Annotated in this window: 22 protein-coding genes; 6 read left to right on the forward strand and 16 right to left on the reverse strand. The window is 44.1% G+C overall.

Features of this window, described 5'->3' with window-relative positions; genetic code table 11:
- Positions 1-360: 360 nt before the first annotated feature.
- Entirely contained in the window at positions 361-843 is a 483-nt protein-coding gene (locus WD077_10350; GenBank protein MEX0967629.1) for a hypothetical protein, read from the reverse strand.
- A gap of 313 nt (positions 844-1,156) precedes the next feature.
- Between WD077_10350 and WD077_10355 the strand changes: the two genes are divergently transcribed.
- Positions 1,157-1,564, forward strand: coding sequence for a hypothetical protein (locus WD077_10355; GenBank protein MEX0967630.1), 408 nt, complete (start codon positions 1,157-1,159; stop codon positions 1,562-1,564).
- 110 nt (positions 1,565-1,674) lie between these two features.
- Here the strand turns inward: WD077_10355 and WD077_10360 are convergent, their stop codons facing one another.
- From WD077_10360 to WD077_10380, 5 genes are all read right to left on the reverse strand, one after another.
- Positions 1,675-1,881, reverse strand: coding sequence for a hypothetical protein (locus WD077_10360; GenBank protein ID MEX0967631.1), 207 nt, complete (start codon positions 1,879-1,881; stop codon positions 1,675-1,677).
- 68 nt (positions 1,882-1,949) lie between these two features.
- The gene (locus tag WD077_10365; GenBank protein ID MEX0967632.1) at positions 1,950-2,606 is read right to left on the reverse strand and encodes a hypothetical protein; all 657 of its coding nucleotides are present in this window, start codon (positions 2,604-2,606) and stop codon (positions 1,950-1,952) included.
- Between the two features lie 291 nt (positions 2,607-2,897).
- Positions 2,898-3,038 carry a hypothetical protein gene (locus WD077_10370; GenBank protein MEX0967633.1) on the reverse strand — a complete coding sequence of 47 codons (141 nt, stop codon included), beginning with the start codon at positions 3,036-3,038 and terminating at the stop codon, positions 2,898-2,900.
- Positions 3,039-3,220: 182 nt separating this feature from the next.
- Positions 3,221-3,361 carry a hypothetical protein gene (locus tag WD077_10375; GenBank protein MEX0967634.1) on the reverse strand — a complete coding sequence of 47 codons (141 nt, stop codon included), beginning with the start codon at positions 3,359-3,361 and terminating at the stop codon, positions 3,221-3,223.
- Between the two features lie 39 nt (positions 3,362-3,400).
- Positions 3,401-4,894 (reverse strand): T9SS type A sorting domain-containing protein, encoded by a 1,494-nt coding sequence (locus WD077_10380; protein ID MEX0967635.1) that lies wholly within the window; start codon positions 4,892-4,894, stop codon positions 3,401-3,403.
- 767 nt (positions 4,895-5,661) lie between these two features.
- Here WD077_10380 and WD077_10385 point away from each other — a divergent pair.
- Positions 5,662-6,141, forward strand: coding sequence for a transposase (locus WD077_10385; protein ID MEX0967636.1), 480 nt, complete (start codon positions 5,662-5,664; stop codon positions 6,139-6,141).
- A gap of 105 nt (positions 6,142-6,246) precedes the next feature.
- Here WD077_10385 and WD077_10390 read toward each other — a convergent pair whose 3' ends face one another.
- Entirely contained in the window at positions 6,247-10,056 is a 3,810-nt protein-coding gene (locus WD077_10390; GenBank protein MEX0967637.1) for a DEAD/DEAH box helicase, read from the reverse strand.
- Positions 10,057-10,475: 419 nt separating this feature from the next.
- Here WD077_10390 and WD077_10395 point away from each other — a divergent pair, with 419 nt between their 5' ends.
- Entirely contained in the window at positions 10,476-11,663 is a 1,188-nt protein-coding gene (locus WD077_10395; protein MEX0967638.1) for a T9SS type A sorting domain-containing protein, read from the forward strand.
- 310 nt (positions 11,664-11,973) lie between these two features.
- Here WD077_10395 and WD077_10400 read toward each other — a convergent pair whose 3' ends face one another.
- The 6 genes from WD077_10400 to WD077_10425 all read right to left on the reverse strand — a co-directional run bounded on the left by WD077_10400 (position 11,974) and on the right by WD077_10425 (position 18,669).
- Positions 11,974-13,227, reverse strand: a complete 1,254-nt coding sequence (locus tag WD077_10400) for a T9SS type A sorting domain-containing protein (GenBank protein ID MEX0967639.1) — start codon at positions 13,225-13,227, stop codon at positions 11,974-11,976.
- Between the two features lie 803 nt (positions 13,228-14,030).
- The gene (locus WD077_10405) at positions 14,031-14,591 is read right to left on the reverse strand and encodes a hypothetical protein (GenBank protein ID MEX0967640.1); all 561 of its coding nucleotides are present in this window, start codon (positions 14,589-14,591) and stop codon (positions 14,031-14,033) included.
- A 78-nt stretch (positions 14,592-14,669) separates the two neighbouring features.
- Positions 14,670-15,212, reverse strand: coding sequence for a plasmid pRiA4b ORF-3 family protein (locus WD077_10410; GenBank protein MEX0967641.1), 543 nt, complete (start codon positions 15,210-15,212; stop codon positions 14,670-14,672).
- A gap of 137 nt (positions 15,213-15,349) precedes the next feature.
- Positions 15,350-15,772 (reverse strand): transcriptional repressor, encoded by a 423-nt coding sequence (locus WD077_10415; GenBank protein ID MEX0967642.1) that lies wholly within the window; start codon positions 15,770-15,772, stop codon positions 15,350-15,352.
- A gap of 19 nt (positions 15,773-15,791) precedes the next feature.
- Positions 15,792-18,110, reverse strand: a complete 2,319-nt coding sequence (locus tag WD077_10420) for a TonB-dependent receptor (GenBank protein ID MEX0967643.1) — start codon at positions 18,108-18,110, stop codon at positions 15,792-15,794.
- The gene (locus WD077_10425) at positions 18,100-18,669 is read right to left on the reverse strand and encodes a type 1 periplasmic binding fold superfamily protein (protein MEX0967644.1); all 570 of its coding nucleotides are present in this window, start codon (positions 18,667-18,669) and stop codon (positions 18,100-18,102) included. The genes WD077_10420 and WD077_10425 overlap by 11 nt, the downstream gene beginning before the upstream one ends.
- Before the next feature lie 229 nt (positions 18,670-18,898).
- On the opposite strand from WD077_10425, the gene WD077_10430 reads away from it, so the two are divergent.
- From WD077_10430 to xerD, 3 genes are all read left to right on the forward strand, one after another.
- On the forward strand, positions 18,899-19,444 hold the full coding sequence (locus tag WD077_10430) for a hypothetical protein (GenBank protein MEX0967645.1): 546 nt from the start codon (positions 18,899-18,901) through the stop codon (positions 19,442-19,444).
- A gap of 78 nt (positions 19,445-19,522) precedes the next feature.
- Positions 19,523-20,803, forward strand: a complete 1,281-nt coding sequence (lysA, locus tag WD077_10435; protein MEX0967646.1) for a diaminopimelate decarboxylase — start codon at positions 19,523-19,525, stop codon at positions 20,801-20,803.
- Positions 20,804-20,808: 5 nt separating this feature from the next.
- Positions 20,809-21,708, forward strand: coding sequence for a site-specific tyrosine recombinase XerD (xerD, locus tag WD077_10440; GenBank protein ID MEX0967647.1), 900 nt, complete (start codon positions 20,809-20,811; stop codon positions 21,706-21,708).
- 189 nt (positions 21,709-21,897) lie between these two features.
- On the opposite strand, the gene WD077_10445 is transcribed toward xerD, so the two are convergent.
- The 3 genes from WD077_10445 to WD077_10455 form a co-directional block, all read right to left on the reverse strand.
- Positions 21,898-22,161: a DUF4172 domain-containing protein gene (locus tag WD077_10445; GenBank protein MEX0967648.1), complete on the reverse strand. Its 264-nt coding sequence runs from the start codon at positions 22,159-22,161 to the stop codon at positions 21,898-21,900.
- A gap of 416 nt (positions 22,162-22,577) precedes the next feature.
- Complete coding sequence (locus tag WD077_10450; protein ID MEX0967649.1) at positions 22,578-23,009, reverse strand: hypothetical protein; 432 nt, start codon at positions 23,007-23,009, stop codon at positions 22,578-22,580.
- Between the two features lie 41 nt (positions 23,010-23,050).
- Positions 23,051-24,268, reverse strand: a complete 1,218-nt coding sequence (locus tag WD077_10455; GenBank protein MEX0967650.1) for a restriction endonuclease subunit S — start codon at positions 24,266-24,268, stop codon at positions 23,051-23,053.
- Between the last annotated feature and the right edge of the window lie 2 nt (positions 24,269-24,270).

The following is a 24,270-nucleotide window of genomic DNA, read 5'->3' on the forward strand; positions in this document are numbered from 1 at the left end:
CAAAATAGGTTTCTTAACCCAACCGATGAAAAAACGACTTTATGGACAGACACTACTTATAGTCTGACTATAAAGCCTGGAGTGTTGGTTAATAATGGTTTCAAGCGACCACAATGGAAAACGATTTTGTTGTAGCAAGAGCGGCATTAGCTTTAACGGTAAAATTATATAGATATTAAATGATGCCTGTTTACGCTTTTGGCGGCCCATTTGGGCTGTTAGTGTTGAACTTCTTAGTTCCCTTTTCAGTTGTTTTCACAGATCATTTAAGGGGGGCGGAACAATATACTGATCCTTGCGGCCAATTGAGTGCATCTCAACCTGGAAGCGCTTGATGAAGTTGTACTTCTCTGGAACAAATCAATCAAAGGGATCTTTATACTTTAAACAAATCGCTCTGGCTCTTAACAATGCCTTTCTTAACTTATTTGCTTCAACTTCATCTTTAAAGTAATATAGATAATTTGAACCATGCCATTGCCTTTCTCTTTTGCCCCTCCAAAACTCTTCACTAAAAATACAATTTTCACTTAAACATTCAACTATAATTTTGTACTTATCTGCTTCGTTTTCTTTGGCTTTTATCACTTCACTAATCTTCATATCTTTGATATCAAAAAAGTAAACTGAACTATCTCGATATTTGCCATTCTCTAAAATCGTAATTCTTGTAGTTCCATTGCGACTGATCACTATCTTCCCTTTGCGCCAAGTCTGGACTTTCATTTTTTCATTAATGTAATTCTCAGTCTCCTTTAAAGTAGGTTCTTGTGCCGCAAGGAACTCAAAGTTTATCAGGAAGAAAATTGAAAGAAATCCGATTATTCTGGTGAGAACGTTCATGGGCGGCTGTTTTGGTTGCCAAAGATATACAAATTAAGATTTACAGTTACTTGCGGTCAACGGAGGGCGGGCTCCTCCAGGACGCGCTTGATGAAGCTGTGCTTCTTTCTGCTCGCCATGCCAGTAGTGCTTTGAAGGATACTTCTACAACCCAATTTTAGGTCGGAGCCGCGGGATCATCGAAGTCGATCTTGCGGGCAATGGAGTAGGTATGCCAAAATGGTTGCGATTTACCCACAGGAGTTGATAAAATAGAAGTAAAATTAAAGAGATTGGCCTAATGAATGTCCCCTAATTGTGAGAAGAAACCGAAATGGACAATCAAGATAGATTGCAAGATGCAATTGACAAAAGCCAGGATAGCTTTGATAAGCAATTAGTAGCGATCTCTTCTGGGGCGTTGGCTGTTTCGGTGGGGCTGGCTAATAATGTAGTGGAATTAACTTCTGCTAAATTTCAATTCGTTATCGTTTTAGCATGGGTTCTCCTTTTGGGTGGGTTGGTTCTAAGTCTTTATTCTCATCTTTATAGCACTGAAAAGTTAAGAAAGACTCTGAAGAATCTTGCTAAATGTGAAAATGAAGAACTTAGCTATCCAGAGTTAAATCTAATAATAGACAAGCAAAACTCAAAAATAGAAACAATCAATATCAGCAATTTCTTTATTGTTATCTTAGGAATTGCTTCTTTTGTTTTTTTTCTAATTCTAAACATATTTTGACCATGTCAGATAAAAAACCCAAACCTCAAGGACGCGTGAATCGTGGACGAGTTTCTAGCGGAAGTTATATTCCCTCAGTTAAACCACCTAAAAAAGAAAAATATAGTGACTCAGAAAAAAAGCAATGACAATAGTAAGCCTTTAGAAAAAAGAGGCGCATATATTCCTGAAGTCAAGCCGCCCAAATCGGGGCAATCGAAGGATACCAAAAAGTAGTCGCGCTTTACCACGCCTAACACAACCTTATCGTTGACGAACTTCAGGTCGGAGCCGGCATCCATGAATTCGAATTTGTGGTCGATTGAGAGCCTCTCCACCTGGAAGCGCTTGATGAAGCTGTGTTTCTGCTCGCCCCTTGGGAAAGATTAGATGAAAAGTTTGTGCTTTATGGCTTGGCTGCCATTATTAATACCCCTAAACGATTCAAATAGATGAAAACTGCCAAGATAATTTGAGAGTCTTTTTCTACATCAATTGGTAAATCTCCGAAAGGTTTGATTGGCAATACTTCCACATATGGTTGAATTATGTATTGAAAAATATCTGGACTGCCTGAGTATTTCCAGGGAAAATTAGTTCTTAGATAAGAAATAATGGAACCAGTTAATTCTACACGATCATTTTCATAATATGGAAGTATCTTGTAATCTAAAGGAAGAGGAAAGCCATATTGCTTGTAAAATAAACCTTTAAAATTCTTGATGTGGGCTGAATTTATGTCTCCTTTTTTGTATTGTGTGCCAATGACTTTTCCCTGATCATTAAATACCAATCGGGTAAAGTCAGGATCATGTCTTAAAAATGATTTGACTGATTTTTTTGTTAAAATATTACTCTGGCCCAATTCACTAATTGTGCCGAGCCAATTCCTTAATTCTTCATCACCTTTGCTATAACTATTATTGCATATAAAGCAGGCAGGAACAGTTATTCGATTTTTCTTATGTTGGGAATCAAAGTCAATGTATAGATTTTGTCCAGGAATATGCTCCTTAGTGAGTTCTCGTTTAATAAAGTCTTTGCTGCAATTATAACACTTCATTTAAATTACCATTAGTCTCTAAACCCCACCTGCCCACTACACTCCCAACCTTTCTTATTCCCCCGCTATTTCGCAATCCTGCCTGCATCCGTAAAGGACAAATACCACTCAAATTCCCGCGCATGCTCTATTTCTTTAATATCAGCAGCTAAGATAGTGATTCAATGTTTAAATCTTCGTTTGTAATTGACTCTTCTGATTCTACCAGCATCAGCTTCATCCTTCCTCGTACAAATCCACCAACTCTAAGCCTTCAATGGCATCGGAGGTGATTTTCTTGTACAGGGTGTCTCACTCAAACAACCCCATAATATCCTTCTTCCCCAACTGCTTTAGCACGTTCTCATCGGTGGAGATGATCTCGGAGGCTACGGCCCGTTTCTTTTCCTGAAGTTGTAGGATTTTTTCTTCAACGGTGTCTTTGCAGATCATGCGGTAGGCGATAACCTTTTTGTCCTGGCATATACGGTAGCAGCGGTCTATGGCTTTCTACAGCGGGGTTCCATGTAGATCGGAATTGCATTCCGATTATTCGCGATAGCGAATACCTGTTGCAACATCACCACCCGCAACGGCCCGTACCCGGGCCACTCGTAGTGCAACTGCGAGCTACCTCACCCAAACAACCCCATAATATCCTTCTTCCCAAGTTGCTTTAGCACATTCTCATCGGTAGAGATGATCTCGGAGGCTACGGCTCGCTTCTTTTCCAGGAGTTGGAGGATTTTCTCTTCTACGGTGTCTTTGCAGATCATTCGGTAGGCGATTACCTTTTTGTCCTGGCCATAATTACTCTAATCAATCTTCTTTATTTGTTGGCGATACACCTGGCTGTTGGATTTCAATAGTAAAATGTAGCTGCCCACCTCCAGGTTGGAAAGATCAATGTTCAGCCTGCCATTGGCTGAACCCTTGATCTCCTTTGCAAAATATAGCCTGCCATCCATTCCATAAACCTCAACCCGGTTGATCAAATCATTGGGTGTGTCTATCACTATAAAATCCCGGAAAGGATTGGGATGAATGGAAAAGGTTGCTTCAGCCGCTTCAATTCCACTTATTGATTCCAGTACAAGATGATCGCTGTTCAGGACAAAACTGAGATCTGGAAACTGGAAAGCCGCTGATGTGACCTCGAGTGAAGGGGCAATTCCATTCTGAATTTTAGGATCATCCACAAAAAAGTAATACTTGCCGGTACTGAGATTGGAAAAGGAAAACTTTCCATCCGCATCCGTTTCCCCAAAAGCAACAGGTTCTTTATTGGCATTCATCAGCACTACCCTTACCCCGGTCACAGGATCGCCTACTCCCTTTTTCTTGTTGGCGCCCTGGCTGATGGTGCCACCAATAAATCCTGGACCACCAGGATTGGCACCTGCCAGTGTGCTGAAATTAACAATGGTAATGGAATCACAGTCCAGATAAAAAGGTTTGGCATTTACGAAAAACGCAGTGGTGTCCGAATAAGTCGGAATTTGGTTCGGATATGCAGATGAATCAGGAATGGCCTTGAGATAGAAGATGGAATCATGGGCTAACATGCTGAAATTCCCATGCTGATCGGTAAGCACCGAATCAACCGCCACGATAGTGCTGTCAATAGGGTTGTGCCGTATCATCAACAACTTAGAGGTGGAAAGACCCTGACCGGTGCTGGCCGTCACTTTCCCCCTTACATGTCCTACCTGCTCAATTGTCACACGAATGGTGTCCACTGCGGGACAATCACTCTGTGTGCTGTCGAAAAGGTATAGCGCCACTTTTGCGGTTGTAGATACAACTAATGACGTTACGTGTGTGTCTACTCCGTTCAGGGTCCACCCAAGTATTTGGTGCTGTGGAAAGTCCAGTGTCACCGGGTAGCAGGAGGCTGTATCGCTAAAATAGTCAACCACCTTTTTATTAAGTCTGAATGTCAGGATGTCGGTGGTGTCGCTGATGAATCCCTTGGCCCCTACGATAGCCCGAATGGACCAACCATCAATGGCAGCGGCATTCCCATTAAAATGAATGGATGCACCCCAAGGGTCAATCGAATAAACTTTAAAATGGGGATCAGGGTCGGAGAAAGGCACAAATCCAGACCCTCTGTTTATTTCAAATGTACAAGTGATGGTGTCTTGTCGGGGAGTATGTTGAACAGGAATTGACATGCCTGATAGATTCACGCACATATCCTTATAGGGACCGCCATCGAAATATGCATTGATCTTCACTTGGGCATGGGTGGCCATGCCGATAAACGATACAAATATCAGCAGTGCAAAAAATTTGAATAATTTCATGGAATATTTTTGGGCTAAGATAAGTGATCTTGCACAATGTTGGGTTGCATTAACGTGATCCAATGCAGGTCTTATTATTGACCAAAAACAGTTTGGTTGATGCCCATCTTATCGGTGGCGAACTTGAGGTCGGAGTCCATACGGAGAAATAAAATTTGCGGCCAAATGCGTGTGGCTCTATCTGGAAGCGCTTGATGAAGGGTGCTTCTTATTGCCATGCCAGTACAGGCAAAGTGATTTCTCGCTGCGGGGCGAAACGGGCATTTAGTAGTCGTAACTCCCTACCAAGGAATTTTTGTCCATTCTTTATTAAACAAAAAATTATCAGTTTTATTGAAAAATGTTCGTTGGTAAAAGTGCTAAAGTATATTGAAAAAATAAAGTTGCCAACCCTTTTCCATAGCCATGATGAGGTTGAGGCTGGTATCGCCAATGTAGATCGGAATTGCATTCCGATTATTCGCGCCCGCGAATAGGTGTTGCCATACCCCACCCGCAGTGGCCCGTATCCGGGCCACTCGCATTCCGAGACATTCGTGATAGCGAATACTTGCTGCAACATCACCGCCCGCAAGAGTCCCGTATTTCGAACCACTCGCAGTGCAACTGCGAATTACATTTACTACCTTAGCTCAATGTATTACCCGAAGGAACATTATCACCGGAATTTACCACATTACCAGCCTCAGGATGGTATCTTCTTCATCACCTATAGGCTATTTAATTCAATACCCTTAGAAGTGCTGGACAAATTAAAAGCGGATTATATGTCGGAATTGAATTCCGCTAATAATGAGGGACAGCGAGTAAAAACCGCCCAATCCCGCTACTTCGGCTTATTTGATAATCTGCTCGACAAAGCCAACAGCGGCCCCACGTATCTTTCAGAACCAGCCATCGCTAAAATTGTAGTCGACAGCCTGCATTATCTCGATAGCCGCGATTGGACGCTCATTAGTTTCTGCATTATGCCAAATCATGTACATCTGGTTGTGGAAAAACCGGAGAAGGAGCTATTCCGAATCCTGCAATCGCACAAACGGCATACAGCCCGGGAGTCAGACAAGCTGCTGAACCGCACTGGCAACTTCTGGCAAGCTGAATCATACGATCACTGCGTTCGTGATGGAAATGAGTTGGAACGAATAATCAAGTATGTGCTAAATAATCCGGTAAAAGCAGCATTGGTCAAAAGCTGGGAAGATTGGCCACATTCCTACTGCAAGCCAGCATTGAATCCAATGTAGCTCGGAATTGCATTCCGAGACATTCGCGATAGCGAATAGCTGCTGCAACATCACCACCCGCAGCGGCCCGTACCCGGGCCACTCGTAGTGCAACTACGAGCTACATCACCCAAACAGTCCCATAATATCCTTCTTCCCAAGTTGCTTTAGCACATTCTCATCGGTGGAGATGATCTCGGAGGCTACGGCTCGTTTCTTTTCCTGGAGTTGGAGGATTTTCTCTTCCACGGTGTCTTTGCAGATCATGCGGTAGGCGATCACTTTTTTGTCCTGGCCAATGCGGTAGCAGCGGTCTATGGCCTGGTTCTCTACTGCGGGGTTCCACCAGGGGTCTACAATATACACATAGTCGGCAGCGGTGAGGTTGAGGCCGGTACCGCCCGCTTTGAGGCTGATGAGAAATACGCGGCAATTGGCATCTGTTTGGAAATTATGCACACTCTGCAGGCGCGCTTTTACCGAACTTTTTCCGTCCAGATATTCATAGCAAATTCCCTCGTTATTAATGTTGCGTTCTATTACTTTCAGCATTTGAACAAACTGGGAAAATACTAGTAATTTATGGTTACCGGTTTTTTCCTTTATGTGCCGCAGCAATTCTTCAATTTTGGTGGAGTGGCCTTCGTATTTTTCCTTTTCATTCAATATTTCTGGCGTGTCGCAGATCTGGCGCAGTTTGGTAAGCCCCTCCAGTACAGAGAAGCGGGCTTTGGCCAGTCCGTCCTGCTCAATCTTCTTCAGGAGGCGGTTGCGGTAATTATTCCTGAAAGCATCATAAACTTTTCGCTGCGGGGCTTTCATTTCGCAATAAATAATGTCCTCGGTTTTGTCCGGCAGTTCCGTGGCTACCTGCTCTTTGGTGCGCCTCAATACAAACGGATTTATGATCTTCTGCAGGCTGGCGGCTTTTGCTTCATTGCGCTGCTGGTCTATCGGTTTAGCATATTCTGACTTGAAAGAAGCGGCACTGCCCAACAGACCGGGATTGAGGAAACTCATTTGCGCGTACAGGTCGAAAGTATTGTTCTCTATGGGCGTACCGGTGAGGGTTATGCGGTTATTGGCCTGGAGCAGCCGCGCAGCCTTGTACCGCCTCGAAGCAGGATTCTTGATGGCTTGCGATTCATCCAGCACCACATAATTAAAACGATAATCACTCAGTAATTTAATATCATTGGCCATGAGACCATAGCTGGTAAAAATAATTTCGTATTGATCAAATTCTGAAGTATTTTTAATTCGATCCTGCCCATAATAAAAATGCACCTTAATGTCGGGCGCAAATTTCTTCAATTCGTTTTCCCAGTTAAACAGGAGCGAAGTGGGCACTACTATGAGGTTGGTTTGGCTGTTATTCTCTAGTATCTTTTTTAGGAACGTGATCATTTCGAGGGTCTTGCCCAGGCCCATATCATCCGCCAGAATGCCGCCCCAACCGAATTCATCCAGGAAGCAAAGCCAGTTGTAGCCGTCTTCCTGGTAATGCCTTAAAGTAGCGTGAATGCCCTCCGGCACTGGCTGCTGTTGAATTTTGTTGAAATTTAACAATTTTTGTTTTTTCTCTTCGATAAATGCCCGTGAATCTTCATCATTTATATTATCAAAAAGATCGTCCACAAGGCTGAATAGTTTATCGGAGATTTTCAGTTTGTTGCCTTTTATATCGCTGTGCTGAAAAATACTTTCCAGTTTCTTTACCCATTCTTCCGGCAACATGCCCATTGTTCCGTCATCCAGTTTCACGTATCCATCAGCAGGAGAAAATCTCTTTTTGAGGTTGGCCAGCGAAATGCGGGTGTCACCAATAACGATCTCCGCTTTGGCCTCAAACCAGTCGGTTTTATGGTTCACGCTAAAGGATATTTTTGGCGGATGAGGATTTACTTTGAAATTCTTCATTTCCTTCCAGCCAAAAACTTCAATACCCATTTCCTGCATTTTAGGAAAAGCCTTCAGGAACCACTGCCCGGCTGAGAAATCTTCAAAAGTCAAATGAAAAAAATCGCTCCGCTGCTGTATTTCAAAAACCGGATGCAATTGCCGGAAATCGTTGAGAAAATGCAGTTCAAATTCCCTGTCGCGCTGCAGTTTTCTTATGCTTTTGCCCTTTACCACGTCCACCACATCATGGCCTGAAAGCACCTCTACCTGGTGATTCTTTTTGTATTGTACCACCGGCTTAAATATTACGAAATTGCCTACTTCTGATAAATAAATGGACCGTTGCACAGGACTTAGTTTTTTAGTTTCAATATTAAATGATGAAATACCACTGAAATCTATTTCATATTTTGGAGCCAATTTAGCCAGGTAATTGGCAGCCATTTCCGGAAATTTAGCGGTGGCGCACATCACCGGCTCATTTCGCAGCATCACTTCAAAGGCCAGTGTTTCGCGCAGGGAGGAGTGCAGGTACAGTGTATCTCCAAACTCCAGGCAAAGGGACTCGTACGAGTGTACCTGGGGGGAGCGAAGCGGGTGCAACCGGTTATTGATAAAAAGATGCGGAGAGGCCGTGATAAAGCCATCTTCTTCCGTGAGCACCATTTTCACCGGAGGGCTGGAACATACCATCTTCACCGGTTTCAGGTCTTTTTTAGAAACATGGAATTGGGGATTATTTGCACCCTGGTAAATATAAAGCCTGGGATGGTTCTCTAAAACATCGGCAACTGAGTGAAGCAGATGGAACCGTTCGCTGAAAACATCCTCCTGCTCCCGGGAATTAAAGCTATGATGCCGAAGCCGCCTGGTAACCTTCATCAGCGGAAAATCAGTATCCTCATATTCTAATATTCCTACATCAGCTACCTTTTCTACCGGTTTTATTTTTTTCTGAAAACTCTTTCCGGCAGGCCCTAATACTCCGGCTATAGGAACAATAGAGAGTCCCTTTGTCTCAGGGTCGGAAAAGAAGCAATATCCCTGATGGTAAACTTCCTGCGGGGATGGGATCTGTAATTCCTTTTCAGGCTTTCCTTCTACTATTGCCGAAAGCAGTTCCTGATTAAAGTGATTCGGGTTACTTAGCCCTTTGTACTTCCCGGTGGGGATAAATTGAAGTCCGTCTTCATCATATTGCATGGCCAGGAATTTCTCCCAATTCTCATCAGCGGGCAAGCCTAATCTCTCCATTATTCTTTTGGCGTCAATAGCAAGAAGATCAGGGTTAAGCATTTTAAGAAATAGCTCGCGGGTTTCCATTAATTCGTATAGCACGCTATAGCCGTGGAGACAAAGCTTTTTCACTTTTCGGTTGCAGGAACAGGTTACTGCCAAGTCATTCTCCTGCTGTTTCAGCACCACCTCAAAGGTTTCCCGCGATCTCCAGCCTGAAATAAATGCCGCTTGCGCAAAGATGGTGTGCGGCCTGAAGGTCAGGGAATATTCTTCCAGGGCATCAGGGTCTCTGCTTGCAGAAGCAACGTGATTGTACAAGTCTGATTGGGTAAGGCTGCTAAGGTCCGGAATCAGGTATGGTTTTGATGCCGGATGCATAGTATTTTTATTTTTCATGGTAAGCCTTACGCTACCTTTTTCAGGAATGGCATCAGGAGCGGATTCTTGGCTGTCAGGGAGAACTCGGAGATTCCCTGACGCGCCCTCTTTTTCTTTCCATGCATTTTGCAGCGCGAAGAGGGCAGCCACCTGGTGTTTACACGGTGTCATGGGATAAGGACAAGTGCATTCATAATGAAGCAAGGAAAACTTCTTCCTGGTAGAAAACCATAATTTCACGGTGTACAGGTTCGTTCCCTGCACCTTAAAGCTGGCCGTTCCTGAGTTCCAGTTTACCCGCTCCATATTCACCTTCTTTGAAAAAAAAATGAGGATTCCTTTCTCAAGAGTTTGCTTGGGAGCACTCTTATTGAGGAGCTTGTCTATTTTGCCTGCAAAGTCCATCGTTTCAGTCATCCCGCAAAGATTGCAAGCAGAAATGAAACGTAGAAGATCAGTTAATCACGATCGGTGGAAAAAGTTATTGTGAGGAGTGGGAAATATAATGTATCTGCGCTATCGCAGGTCGATTTTTCTATTCCTTTTAATTAAGAACTCATATCTTGAATTTAAAGGGAAATTTGTCAGCTATAATTTATAGGGATTTATACGGGTTTGCTAATTATTATTTTTAAAATGATAAAGAAGCAAGGCCAGTATTAAGGAAAATCTTATTTATTTGTTTAATATAATTTAGGTTGTAATTCGTGCCGCATTTTTATAATTTATCCTATAAAATAATTTATTATGAAACCACGGGTATGCAATAGAGATATTATGATTAACATTGCACAATTAATGTTTCCTTTTTTTAACCAATTAATCAAAACACTAACATGAAAAAACTTAACACCAGCCTATTTCTGCTGATTTGCATGATAGGGTTGAGTTCCGAGGCATTCTCTCAAGTCACGATGTCTCAATCTGATTTCCCCAGAGCTGCTGACTTCGTGGACACATTTGTAATTGCTGCTAACTCATCATTTATTTCTCCAGCGCATGGTACAGATCAAGTGTGGGAATACTCTGCTGCTACAGAGGACACTATTGGCGTTAGTACATACATGGATGCCTCAGCGAATTCAAACTATCCCAATGCCCTGAATTACAGAAGCCGGAACCTGACATTTCAGGGATATTTTATTCAGAGCGAGGAGTACGAGGCCCTGGATGCCGATGGATGGTATCCAATAGGACGAGACATTACCGATGTTACCTATTCAATTGCTTCCAGCACCGGTGGAGCGAATGATTCGTTGCGCTTTGTCGGTGGCAGCTACATTTATCCCGGAACGTATAATCAGCTTAAGTTTCCGGTTAGCTACCAAAATCAATGGTCAATGGCGTATGAGCAGTTCATTGATTACGAATTGACGGTGGCCGCCTTTGGTCTGAATAAAGCACCAGGAAAATATGTACGCTACTTTACTCAAGATCGCGATGTGGTTGGCGAAGGAAAGGTTGTTATCCCACGCGCTGACGGGTCACCTTCCAAGCCATTTAAGGGGCTGCTGATCCGCGTTGTAAGAATCGCGACCGACAGTACTTTCTTGGGTGGATCACCCGCCCCCGCGCCCCTAATGGCAGCATTCGGACTTACGCAGGGAGCAGTTGCAGCAGATAGTTTTTATGTGATCTATGCTCCCGGATTCGGCTCTCCTGTGCTGAGCCTGGACATAGAAGGCTCTGCAGTAGCAAATCTTGTCTACCGGCCAGGTGCCGCAGCGCTGGGCGATGAACAATCTTCCGTAGAAGAATTTGCAGCCAATGACCTGACTTTGGGACCTAATCCGGTAAATAAAGGAAGTGACCTGAATATTGAATTGAGTTCATCAGCGGCCATTAATTCGGTACACATAATCAATTTAATGGGACAGGTTATTTATGAAGAAAAGATGGAATCTCCCCGGATGGACAAGTTTTCCATTTCTATTCCTGACAATACTTTACCCGGTATTTATTTTGTTAATTTAAAAAATGCCAGTGGTCAGATAATAGGAAATAAGAAAATCCAGATTAAGTAGGATACCTGATCAGGATCAGTTTAGCACAACGCATTACCAGACCCTGGTAATGCGTTGTGCTTTTATAGCCAAAATTTTATAATCATAAAATTAAAAAAGTCAAACCTTCTTTTCCGCTAAAATTTATTCAGGTTCAATTCCTCATGGATCTTTCAACCCCGAATTATTCTTAAGGGCCAAGATCACCTCACGATTTATTTGTAGCTCTCAATAATCAAAAACGAAGAGATCATAACAGTAAATCGTGGTTTATATTATTTACGATATCTAATGGAAGTGAAGCCCGTCTGGCCGTTACGGGAACCGCAACCTATATTTTAATCAGCTTCCTTCGCACGGTTCCATCATTTGTACCATCCGAAATCCATAAAATATAAGTGCCGGGTTTCAGTGCACTGCAATTAATTGATGCTTGTGCCGCGAGGGTAATTTCCTCGCGCAGCATCACTTTGCCGAGCATGTCCATCACCTGGATCTGTATATTTTCCGTCCCGGCTATTTCTATATTTATATTGATAACCTCATTAACCGGGTTTGGGTAGATGCTGATATTTCGCATTCTTTCGGATGCTCCGGTTCCGGCAATGTCACCGGCATATCGAAGCAGATGCGTTCTATCAAAATCGAATGTGCCGACATATAATTTGTCATCGTACACTTCCACACAGTTAGGAAAAGAGAATCCCAGGTCAAGGCCTTTCCATGTGCTGCCATCCCACATGGCAACATTTTCCATACTGCTGCTCCCAACTTCATCAAAATCGCCCACAATAATCAAATGATCCCGGTAAACGGCCATATCCCGTATGCCATTGAACGAATTTCCCGTAATGCCGCCTCCTACGTCAAACCATTCGGTACCGTCCCATTTAGCGATGCGCTTTACCGAAACCCCTCCTGCATTATTTATTGATCCGGAAACATATAGCTCGTCTTTATAAACGATCATGTTTCCGATGCCACCTGAAGTGCCACCTGCCAACGGCCGCCAGGTTGTTCCGTCCCACGCGGCAATCCCTTTGGCCATCACCCCATTGATGGAGTCAAAATTTCCGGCAAAAATGAGATCGTCTTTATATCGTACAATGGCCGAAATAGGCTTCGTCATAAGGTGTTCAAAAGTTCCTGTACCAGTTTTCTTTCTGACGATATCGTCATCGCTCACCACGTAAAGATCATTTTCATCAGCATAAATCACTGAGTGGCTGTAATTGGTAGAACCCCCGTCTACCCATGTGCTTCCATCCCACAGTGACACACCGGTGCCAAAACCAATATGCAGGGCGCCAACACTATAAAGTTCCCCATTGAATTCCGCCATTTGTCTGATTCCCGAACCGCCAATAAGCGCAGTGTGGCGGGTTATAAAATTTCCGTTGTAGTAAGCCGACCAATTACAAGTCTGGTCTTCATTTTTGGTAAAGCCTCCGCCTAAAAATAATTTACCATCATGGGTCTGCAAATCGGAGATCACCTGGTTAAACGTGCTGATCGTGTCCCATTGCGCATAAAGGCCATTAGATAAAGCCAGTAAGCAAGCAAGAATTGTCAAGTGTTTTATCATGAGATTATATTATTAAATGAAATTGATAGCGCAATAATAGATGATTTTAGTGAATGATTCACCTATCGAAAATTCCCGGTTGGAAATGGGCCAAACCGGAAACCTGCAATAATGTCAATGGAGGAAGAAGCTGAAGCCAAACATCTGGGCAAGCGTTTCACCTCTTTGAAATAAATTTAAGGAGATATTCATAAGATTTAATTTTAATTAAGTCAATTATTTTTTAACAGGCAGTTTTTATTTCTTGTGCTTGCTGATTAGATATGAGGCAAGCTAAGGAATACTAAAGCCTTCAGGCAGTGAGTTGTTTTGAGTTTTGCATCAGCAGGTGTATTGTACATTACTTTCTCAACGTTCTTTGCGCATTCCTTTGCGGTGGAAAAGGGTGTAGAGATTAGTGTTCAGAGTTTAGAGTTCAGAGTTCAGTGTCCAGGCATGGTTTCACAGTTCATCGTTCAATGTTCACCGTTTACCGTTCATCGTGTTTACTGTTTCCACTATTTTAACACAAAAATCCAAACAGCCACAGCGGTATTTTTTTATTAAATCCGGTTCCGACATCATCTATTGCCAGGAAAGCCTTGACCACAAAACCTCCATATAAATGTCTTTTCTGTTCGACAAAACTATCTATAATTTGTCGAATCATTACGACAGGTTGGTTCTGGGTTCCGTGTTTTGTGTTCGGTCGTTCAACGTTCCGAGTTCAGTATGTAAAGTTTTTCAGGATATCTGTTTATTGACTGGAAGTCAGGTCAAAAAGAATGGCAAATTGACTTGCGGAGAAGTCGTTCAGTGATCAGTTAATCAGTGATGGTCTTTGTAAAATTGGCCTTTCCTGCGGTTCTCTCCAAGGTTTTAAGGATACGCTTCACATCAGCGTCTGATTCATGAGGGCCACGGATATAGTGAGGCTTCCCCGAAAGTCCGAATTCCAGTTCATCAATCCCCTCCGTGATCAGGTCTGGATCCAGCAGGTATTCGGCAATGGCAAAGTCCTTATGCGGCTTGAATCCATATATTTCGGCAAAGTCAACCGCACCATAAACCAGGTTGTGAAAATAGTGAATATCAACTTCTATAATCTTCCCCCCTGATTGCTGTATAACGCGTTCTTTCATTTCTTTATAATCCCTGGGTATCAGATTCAGGTTATACATGGCATTTTTAACTCCCAGGCAAAACGTATCCAGCAGAAAAATGGCAAAAATGAAATTGCCACCCGGCATCTGGCGGCTGATCAAACAGGTAGCCAGTCCTGTTTCCGGCCAGTTAGCAGTCACTAAACAATCATGCACGGGGAGCGACCGCGATTTCTGCTTCAGGTATTTAATTGCTTGACTCTTAGAAAAAGTTACAGGCATAGATTTGAATATTTATCGGTTATCAATTGTCAGATACCAGTAAGCAAATCGAAATTCACTATTTCACTGCTCACTGCTTCACTGAAGACGTGCGTTAGGCTCTATTACGTCAAAATGCGCTACATCCCATTTTGCGCCACGTTTCATTCCATGCCATTCACGCATTTCCTGGTGTTCAGGATGCTTGGGATCATTTACGGCTTCGACCCATTCATAATATCCGGGTATTGCGCCTATATCCTCCGGAGGGCATGCGCCACCTCCATCTATGCACAGCGGCACTTTCAGGCTATGCCGGGAAATCTCCTCTAATTTGATCGTATGCTCCCAGGAATCACCGAAGTCGTAGAGGTAGCTCACCTCCTGACCCGGCTTAGTCAGGTATTTTCTCAATGGCACTTTAGCGGCAGCCACCACATCAGGAAATTCTTCATTGGGCGGCCCTATCGAAACGCTTTCACCATCCTGAACAATGGTAAATTCATAGAGATGGGAATTCTCCCAGCCGAAGGCATGCTGAATGATCCAATGTAGTTGCGAGAAATTGGCTGAGGGAACCAGCAACCTGCGCCAAACCAGCGGATCAGTATAGTCCAGCGAAATATGAAGTTTGAAAATCATGGTTTTTTTTGGGCTAAAGTAAGGGATAAAAGCAACTAAAGCATACGGTAGCGATTTATGCCGATTTTGGTTGCCGGGCCATCTTTGTCAGCCATGTAACTCCGGGCTTCCGCCCGGTGAATTACGATTATTTTGAATTAACGGATACATTTCTGGCAGAGGCCGGTGGCGGCAATTTCAATAGTATGTATTATATAATCAGGAACAGAAATATTCACCGGGTGCTCAGCCTGGAGGCAGGTTACTTCCTGGCAGCTTATACACTTAAAATGGATATGTTTATGATTGTGGTTTATTGTAGTACACTGGTTGGTGCAGAGCGCATAAAAAGTCTCATTTTCGTCTGATAATGCCTTGTGAATAATTCCTTTGTCCATCAGCGCGTTAAGTGTTCGATAGAGCGTGATGCGGTCATAATCCTGTAGTGATTTTTGGATTTCGGAATGCGGTACTGCACTTTCAAACCCTGAAATAATGGACAGCACTTCCACCCTGGTTGGCGTGGCCTTCAGCTTCCGGTCTTTTAGCAAATCCTTTATTTTTTGCGGTTTATATTTCATGGAATGAAGGATTGATTTTTTAAAATGATGAACTGACCCCAATAATTAAATTAAATCCCAGATCATCGGCAAAATATCTTTGACGGTTGAGATAATCACGGTAAGCCACATTAAATAAATTATCCATCTTTATGAAAAAGTTATGTCTCATCTTGGCCGATTGCTTTTCAGCAGAGGCTTTTAGTCCGGCTAAATTATAGCCTGGGGGTGGGGCCGTAAAATCCTGGTTTGGCAGGAGGTAGGTCTGCTCAAAAACATATCGGTTATTTACCTGGAGTTCAAGGTTCTCAAACTTTCCAATTTTGGGCAACTGGTAATTCAATTCAGCATAAATGGTGTTGGAAGGCATATATATCAATGGCAGGTTATTGCTGATGTCCTGACCCCTGATAAAGCTGTATTTAATTACAGTATTAAAATGATCAAGAATTTTGTATGTAGCCGCTGCATCAACTCCAAAAAGGCGGGCATCTGTTTGCTCATATTCAAATACAGGAAACGCCCCGCGTATGGTTAAACGTACCTCGTTGGTTGGGTTAAGAAATATATAATCATTGATTTGTTGCAAATAAACCATTGATTCAAAAAACAATTTATTTTTTATATTTCCTTTTAAAGAAAAAGTGTTTTTTATTGATTGCTCCTGTTTTAAAAGCGGATCGCCCTCCTCAATGCCGCTCACGCCTTGGTGGAGACCGTTGCTGTACAGTTCATTCACTTCAGGATTTCGGGATGCGTAGCCGAGGTTATATGCAATACTTAAAGATTTAATCAACTCATAATTGAAGCCCCCGGCAGCCCCAAGATTATGAAAGCTATTATCATAACGAATAATTTCCCTGGGAACAGAGGAAGAGATTGCTGCAATTCTCCGGTCTTCATAATCATAACGTCCCCCAAATTCAAAGAGCGCTTTTTCCTTTGTTTTTGATGCCAAAACAAAAATTCCGCTTTCGTAAGAAATATAGTCAGGAATTAAAGGGAGTACACCGGTTTCAGGGAGGTTTATATTGTCCACCCGGTTAAACTGAAACCCGGACTTTACTTTCCAGCCCTTGCTAAACTGCCGGTTGATCCTGCCTTCAGCAAAATGTGAAAATTGCCGCAGGCTTAGCGAAGGGTCCTCTGTTCTCCCACTTCTCCGCACATCAAATTCTTTCCGGTAGTTGAGTTGCCCTGAATAAGTAAGGTCAAACCATAAATTATCAGTAATAAAATAATTACTATGAAATTTAATTAAATGGTGATTCACTTTTTGGTAGGGCGCCTCAATATTATATGAAAAATCCTCTTCTGTAAAAAATGGAACTTCCCGGGTAAGCGCTTCTTCAAGATCAGTGAGGTTGCCGATATGCGAGCCCCTTAGCACACCAATATTCGTGTTGTAAGAGCTGAAATAGAGATCGGTAGTCCATCTTTCGGAAAATGCTTTTTCCAGTTGTACAGCAATATTGGCTTCTTCGCGTCCGGTATTTCGCAGGTAATAATCAGGAGTTTCGTTGTCACCGCTTTTTTTAAGAGTCCCTACCGCCCTCCATCCCAGAGCCGGTTTTTCATAATGTTGCTGCAATTGCCCATTTAGTCCGTGGCCGTTCCCGTTGGTTTCAAAGAAATAACTTCCCTTTCCGTGCATGTGCGGCTCTTTTTCTATTTTTCTGGGTTCCACCAGAATAATGCTTCCCAATGAATTTCCCTGGTATTCCAGTGCTCCCACACCTTTTATCACGGTGATCCGGCTGGCTGCCCACGGGTCAATTTCAGGGCTGTGGTCTGTGCCCCATTGCTGGCCGCTTTGGGTTACGCCATTGTTCAAAATCGTTAAGCGGTTTCCGTATAATCCATGTACAACCGGGGTGGAGATATTATTCCCATTGCGAATTACACGCACGCCTGAAATGGACGAAAGCATGTTGGCCAGATTCTCATTGGCATTTTCCGCAATATTCTTTTCATTGAGGGATTGCTTTTCCGCAGTTGTGGTTTTGCCGCCCGGACTGATAAAAGTCACCTGGTCGAGCAACCGGCTGTCATGGTCCAGCACAATGTGGAGCGTAGTGTCAGCCTCCATGGTCATGTACAATTCCCTGGTTTTGCATCCAATGTGGCTCACCGAAAGATGGTAGTTGCGCGGGCAAACGGAAGAAAGCCGGAAAAAGCCGGCACTGTCACTCACCGCGCCTTTCCTGGCTTCCTTCAAATAAATATGCGCATCGGAAATAGGCTCGCCAGTACTGGCATCCCATATATAACCGGAAACATTTACATTACAATTTTGCGAAAAAGCAATGGCAGGCAGGAAAAAGAATGCGAAGAATAAAAGGGTTTTGTTATTTAACATCTACGTTAAATGTAACTTCAATATCGGTTTCGCCTCCGGCATTGGCAATGTCTCCGCTGGCAACGCCCGCTGCATCTTTTTCCGGTTCATGTCTTAAAATAATGGTAATGGTTCCTGATCCGGGGCTGCCAGTGGTAAGGGTGGTGGAAAGCCCAACCGGGTAGCCATCTTCGTCTGCATCATCATATTCCACAATCAAATTGCTAAGGGTTGATTGAAAGAAAAACTGATGGTCACTCGCTTCTTCCTCAATTTCTTCCGTAATATTTTCTGCCGGTGTTTCCAATTCATTTAACAATGTAAGCGATCCGGAATAGGTAGTATGTGCCCGAAGGGTGTCAGCGGTAACTACAGGAGGATTGCCGCCATCCCCGTCAAGGTCCTGAAAGCTGAGGACAACCGGGATTCCCACGGTATCATGGATTAAAGAGTAGCGCAAGGTGGTGATTACTTCTTCCTCATGGGGAATGATGGGATCATCGGGTTCGTCTTTTTTGCAGGATGCGGAGAACATCAATACGACCAAAGTTGCCAGCAGGATGGCATTCAGGTGTTTCATTATTTGATTGGTTTTACATTGTGAGGGCGCAAAGGTAATCGCTTGTTGCAACATCGTTGCATTTGCAAAATAATATTTGTGATCAATAAATTTCTTTGCTGAAAACCAGGGAGATCGGCAAAAACTGATTCTAACAATGATAGAAACTGGATCAGAAAAACGTCCTGGATCCAGGTCCATTCCTGATCGTATTCCTCTTGTTCCGGGCACATTGCCTTAACTTTGCCCCATGGAACAGTATGCTCCCTTTCTTTTTCTCATCATCTACCTCATCTATACCTTTTGGAATGCGGGGAAGAAGTATAAGCAGAACAGGCCGGGACAGCAACCTCCGGGACAGGAGCAACCACAGCAACCACAGCAGCCCCGCAGGCAGGTGCGGCCCCAACAACCGCAGCCAGTATCACAAGACGAGTTCAGGCAGAAGCCGCTGGCTGACGAGCGGGAGCAGCAGCAGAAGGAATATAATCCACTGGAAGATCTTCTCGGGCCGCGATGGCAGGAAGAAGAGGAATCGGCACGGCAGCAGGCAGAGGGTAATGCCCGCGATATGGCAGAGCTGCAGCGCCAGGGCGATATTGCCAGAGAAGCCGCCAGGCTCCGGACAGAGCAGGAAAAGAAACGGGCTGCACAGGAGCGAAAACGCCTGGAAGAAGAAAAGCAGGAACGAAAACGCGAGCCGCTTCCGGAATATCATCCTGCTTCATTAATGGAAGATTTTGACCCGGTTAAAGCGGTGATCTACACAGAAATTTTTAAGCGCCCGGATTATTAGCCTCCGCGCATTTCCAATGGTGGCTTCAACCTTAGCCGCCAATTTTCATTTTACTTTTGCATTATTAAAACCAACCTGATGGAATTACAAAACGGCCAGTTCTTGGTGGGCGGATACCCTGTATTGAAACTGGCGGAAGAATTTGACACACCCCTTTATTTTTATGATGCTGATAAAATCACCGGCCAGCACCGTCAATTATCAAATGCCTTTGCCGGAGTGAATCACAGCATAAAATACGCACTCAAGGCCAACTCAAATCTCAACATCCTGCGCCTGCTGAAGAATCTGGGAGCCGGACTTGATGCGGTTTCCATAAACGAAGTCCGGCTTGGATTGAAGGCAGGTTTTGCACCTTCGGAAATTCTGTTTACCCCCAACTGCGTTTCGATTGATGAGATCCGCGAAGGCGTGAAAGAGGGTGTGCGGATAAATATTGATAATATCTCGATCCTGGAGCAATTCGGTGGGGAGTTCGGCAACAGCTACCCGGTCTGCATCCGCATCAATCCTCACTTGCTGGGCGGTGCGCACGAGCATATACAAACCGGGCACATTGACTCAAAGTTTGGTATTTCCATCCACCAGATCCGCCATGCCATGCGGGTGATCACCACCAACGAAATAAACGTGGAAGGGCTGCACATGCACACCGGATCTGACATTCTGGATGCACAGGTTTTCCTGAACGGATTGCAGATCCTCTTCAACATTGCCAACGATTTTCCTGACTTGGCCTACCTCGATTTTGGTTCCGGATTTAAAGTGGCGTATCGCGATGGAGACGTTACTACGAACATTGAAGAGCTTGGAAAGCTGGTAACGGAGAGTTTTAATGCCTTCTGCAAGGATTATGGGCGCGATCTCGAATTATGGTTCGAACCCGGCAAATTCCTGGTGAGCCAGGCCGGTTACCTGCTGGTAAAGGTGAATGTGGTGAAGCAAACCGTCTCTACCGTTTTTGCCGGAGTGGATTCAGGACAGAATCACCTCATGCGCCCCATGATGTATGACGCCTACCACAAGATCACCAACGTGAGCAATCCGGGCGGAGTGCAGCGGGTTTATACGGTGGTGGGCTACATCTGCGAAACCGATACGTTTGGTGCCGACCGCAAACTGCCGGAAGTGCGCGAGGGAGACTTGCTGGTGATGCACAATGCCGGTGCCTACGGTTTCAGCATGAGCAGCAATTACAACTCCCGTTTTCGCCCGGCAGAGATACTTATTCATGAAGGACGTCCGCACCTCATCCGCAAAAGGGAAACGCAGGTGGATTTGCTGAAAAACCAGGTGGAACTCGACTTTCTGAAACAGGAAAGATCAACAGCGAAACAAAAGGCCAGCGAGGTGAAATAACCGGTATGTGGGAAAGTTACCGGAATGGGTTTAAGCTTTACCTGCAATTGGAGAAACAGCTTGCCGCCAATACCATTTCAGCCTATCTGGCTGATTTCCGTCTTTTTACCGATTTTCTTACCAAAGAATATCCCGGCCTGGGACCGGAAAAAGTGAAGCGGGAGGAAGTGGCGGCATTTATCAGTTTTGTCAACTCAGAATTTGGTTTTGCCACAACCAGCCAGGCGCGGGTGATTTCCGGGATCAAAGCATTTTTCGGTTACCTGGCATCAGAAAAGGTGATTACGGCAGACCCTACTGAACTCATCTCTGCGCCCAGACTGGAGCGTAAGCTGCCGGTAGTGCTGTCGCTCAGCGAGATTGACCGGATAATAGATCAGATTGACCGCAGCCGCAAAGATGGCGAGCGCAATAAGGCCATTATTGATGTGCTCTATGGCTGCGGCCTTCGCGTCTCGGAACTGGTAAATCTCAGGATCTCGGAATGCAACCTGGATGAAGGCTATATGCTGGTGCATGGAAAAGGCGGCAAAGAACGCTATGTACCGGTAGGAGAGGAGGCCTCGAACCAAATGAAACTGTATATGAGCACCACCCGCCAGGAGCAGGAGCCGCAGCAAGGAAACCGGGATTATCTCTTCCTCAACTGGCGCGGCAGGAAATTAAGCCGGGTTGCCATCTTTACACTGGTGAAGGACCTGGCACTAAAAGCCGGCATCACGAAAAAAATCAGTCCCCATACCTTCCGCCACTCCTTTGCCACCCACCTGGTAGAAGGCGGTGCAGATCTCAGGGCCGTCCAGGAAATGCTTGGCCACGCCTCCATCACCACCACGGAGATCTATACGCATCTTGACCGGGAATATTTAAGATCGGTGATCCAGAGTTTTCATCCACGGGCTTAGGGGTTCAGGCACTAAGACATTCTTCAGGATTTCCTTTCATAGATATATAGCCCTTCAAGGGTTTAAAACCCTTGAAGGGCTGCGTCTCGGCAAATGCATCATGCTTTTTTATGTGCCTTTCCGAAACCTTTTTGTGAAGACGGATGAGACACAAAGAAGATTCGTGTATCATAAATGAGATACAAAAAATTATCTACTTGGATTTAGCCCCAGGTTGTTGCGAATGGAAGACATCACATCCTGCCGGCTAAGGTATTCTCCTTCGATCTCTGAAGTTTTCACCGCCTCTGTCACCAATGCGGAAATAATCACATCCATCTGCTCATTTTCCGGCAGCGTTTGTAGCATTCCGCTGATGCGCCCGGTCTGCTCCGCAAACTTGATGGGGTTAGCTTCCAAGTGGCTGCTTTCATAGGTGAAGTTGGGCCAATCGGGAAGTTGCCAATTATACATGAGCCGAATGTAGGAGTTATTCGGCTCAAAAAGTAGCGGATTGTGAGCCGGAAACCAGAATAATCAACTCAGTCAGTAGCGCTATGGAAGATTTTCGGTGAGATGATTCGCCAGATGCTGAAGTAAATCTTGGTGGACTTGAACCGGCACCTCACCAATGGTTCTCTCTATTTTGTCTTGTGGTAAAGTGAAAAGGGTGCTCAGCCGGACTACACTGGCAGCTTTTAAACCCGTTTGGTTGAACCAGGGAACACGGGTTTCAATCTTTTTATCAAAATCAGGTATAAACTTGTGAAGTTGTGTGCTGATGGCACATGCCAGGTAATCGCCTTACCCAGAAAGTTTCCGTAGCAATAATACCGGACGTTTCTTTTGTTGTTCATCCTGCGGTAGAACCGTAAGTGCTATCTTTCCTTCTACCATGGTTTATAATCTGGGTTTGGCTCTCCGGCAACATCGTCATAATCCGGTTCATCTTCACCGTAGGCGTTGGACATATTCTCCAAACCTGCCTTTATGAATACGTGGTGTTCTTCATCTTTTTGCGTCATGGTAATTTTTATCCCATATTGCTTTTCAATATCCTCCTCTGCTTCCTTGGCTGATGAATATTTGCCAAAAAAATCTTCCTCAACACCATCTACAAATTCGTCATTCGCCTTTTTCTTGAAAAACCAAGATAGGGCGGCTATCAATACCAGAACTACCGCAAAAAACGCCAAGCTGTCAGCATCCAAACTGGTAGCTACTTTTACTTCGTCCCCCTTTTGGGGCTTTTGTTTCTTGATCAATTCCCTAATTTCCCCAGGACCCTTTATTTGATCAATATCTATTTCTATGGTTTTCATTTTAGCTTTAAATTGAATTGGCTCAAATTTCGTGAAAAAGTTTAAACCTTTTCCTCATTCTCCTCACGCCACTTCTCCGTTAATCTGCCATTGAAGGCCATTTTGAGGATGCTTTGGCGGACGGCTTCGGATTGTTGGAGGCTGTGGTTGATGGACTGCTCCAGTTGGTCTGCCACGCTTAGCCGCCTCTCAATTTCCTGGACGATTTGGTGCTGTTCGACTATTGGGGGCAAAGGGATTGAAGTCTGTCTTATTGATTTCATGTCTACATTTCCTTGTCCTACATTTCCCGTTTCAGAACCGCAGAATTGAGATTTGAAGAAATCTGTCCATGAAAAATAAAGGAAAAACTTTGGCAGACAGCGGTCATCAAATCTGATGTACGCCACTCGCTGGTTTAAAAGAAAGTTTTCCTCGTTTACTATGGTGGTGTACCCATAATCTCTTTTTTTGCGAGTTCCAGTCAAAGAAATTAGTACATCGCCTTTCTGAAGTAGATATTTCGCAAGCACTTTATCTTCAACATCACTTACAAAAACAAGGGATTCATTAGTTCTAATAATACCCGGTCTAATATTTCCTATTCTGATTACCTGATATTGGCCGTAATTATCAAAGTTTTTGCTTCTAAAAGCATAACCTCCTACAGCTTCACTAATTTGTTCCAACATGACAATTGGCGAAGGCTGATCAAAGGCCCATCTTAACACGGACTGGCGGTAGGCTTTCAGTTGTAGCTGTGTTTTCCGCAGGTTCTCCACGCCACTATCCAGCTCGCTGAACAGCTCCTCAATCCGCTCCACGATGGTATGTTGTTCGGAAAGGGGAGGTATGGAAAGCTGTAAGTTCCGCAACGAGCCTTGACTGATATTAGGTTGAGCTCCGCCAATACTTTGTTTAATTAGCTGTGGCCGCTTAAAGAATAGATACCAGAAAAGAAATTTCCTATCCAGTTTCTCACTTGGAAACAATCCGCAGATAGCTTGATTTGGAGCAGCATCAATTCCTAAAAATGCAAGTTTGCCCACCGTGGCCCCATACAAGGCAATGAGTAAAGTGCCTTTCGTGAAAATCTTCGCACTCGATTTCTGAACGGCCTCTTCAGTAATCAACTCTTCACTTACATAGATGGTCGAATTATTTAATTCCCCTGATTTAATCCAGGGAATTGTGCCCCCATAAAAGCTCTTGTTCTTCCGGCTTGGAGTACCACCACTGGTGGTATGACAAGAGTCATTCAAAATTTTATTGTTCCACATTG

The sequence above is a fragment of the Bacteroidia bacterium genome, assembly GCA_040880525.1.
Taxonomy (GTDB): domain Bacteria; phylum Bacteroidota; class Bacteroidia; order CAILMK01; family JBBDIG01; genus JBBDIG01.

Excerpts from the sequence above, each read along its gene's own strand:
- WD077_10395 (MEX0967638.1), top strand. The coding sequence starts at position 10,476 with ATGAAAAAACTTAACACCAGCCTATTTCTGCTGATTTGCATGATAGGG.
- WD077_10365 (MEX0967632.1), bottom strand. The coding sequence starts at position 2,606 with ATGAAGTGTTATAATTGCAGCAAAGACTTTATTAAACGAGAACTCACT.
- WD077_10450 (MEX0967649.1), bottom strand. The coding sequence starts at position 23,009 with ATGAAAACCATAGAAATAGATATTGATCAAATAAAGGGTCCTGGGGAA.
- WD077_10405 (MEX0967640.1), bottom strand. The coding sequence starts at position 14,591 with ATGCCTGTAACTTTTTCTAAGAGTCAAGCAATTAAATACCTGAAGCAG.
- WD077_10375 (MEX0967634.1), bottom strand. The coding sequence starts at position 3,361 with ATGATCTGCAAAGACACCGTAGAAGAGAAAATCCTCCAACTCCTGGAA.
- WD077_10415 (MEX0967642.1), bottom strand. The coding sequence starts at position 15,772 with ATGAAATATAAACCGCAAAAAATAAAGGATTTGCTAAAAGACCGGAAG.
- WD077_10420 (MEX0967643.1), bottom strand. The coding sequence starts at position 18,110 with ATGTTAAATAACAAAACCCTTTTATTCTTCGCATTCTTTTTCCTGCCT.
- WD077_10410 (MEX0967641.1), bottom strand. The coding sequence starts at position 15,212 with ATGATTTTCAAACTTCATATTTCGCTGGACTATACTGATCCGCTGGTT.
- WD077_10380 (MEX0967635.1), bottom strand. The coding sequence starts at position 4,894 with ATGAAATTATTCAAATTTTTTGCACTGCTGATATTTGTATCGTTTATC.
- WD077_10400 (MEX0967639.1), bottom strand. The coding sequence starts at position 13,227 with ATGATAAAACACTTGACAATTCTTGCTTGCTTACTGGCTTTATCTAAT.
- xerD (MEX0967647.1), top strand. The coding sequence starts at position 20,809 with ATGTGGGAAAGTTACCGGAATGGGTTTAAGCTTTACCTGCAATTGGAG.
- lysA (MEX0967646.1), top strand. The coding sequence starts at position 19,523 with ATGGAATTACAAAACGGCCAGTTCTTGGTGGGCGGATACCCTGTATTG.
- WD077_10425 (MEX0967644.1), bottom strand. The coding sequence starts at position 18,669 with ATGAAACACCTGAATGCCATCCTGCTGGCAACTTTGGTCGTATTGATG.
- WD077_10445 (MEX0967648.1), bottom strand. The coding sequence starts at position 22,161 with ATGTATAATTGGCAACTTCCCGATTGGCCCAACTTCACCTATGAAAGC.
- WD077_10385 (MEX0967636.1), top strand. The coding sequence starts at position 5,662 with ATGTCGGAATTGAATTCCGCTAATAATGAGGGACAGCGAGTAAAAACC.
- WD077_10370 (MEX0967633.1), bottom strand. The coding sequence starts at position 3,038 with ATGATCTGCAAAGACACCGTTGAAGAAAAAATCCTACAACTTCAGGAA.
- WD077_10350 (MEX0967629.1), bottom strand. The coding sequence starts at position 843 with ATGAACGTTCTCACCAGAATAATCGGATTTCTTTCAATTTTCTTCCTG.
- WD077_10455 (MEX0967650.1), bottom strand. The coding sequence starts at position 24,268 with ATGTGGAACAATAAAATTTTGAATGACTCTTGTCATACCACCAGTGGT.
- WD077_10430 (MEX0967645.1), top strand. The coding sequence starts at position 18,899 with ATGGAACAGTATGCTCCCTTTCTTTTTCTCATCATCTACCTCATCTAT.
- WD077_10390 (MEX0967637.1), bottom strand. The coding sequence starts at position 10,056 with ATGACTGAAACGATGGACTTTGCAGGCAAAATAGACAAGCTCCTCAAT.
- WD077_10355 (MEX0967630.1), top strand. The coding sequence starts at position 1,157 with ATGGACAATCAAGATAGATTGCAAGATGCAATTGACAAAAGCCAGGAT.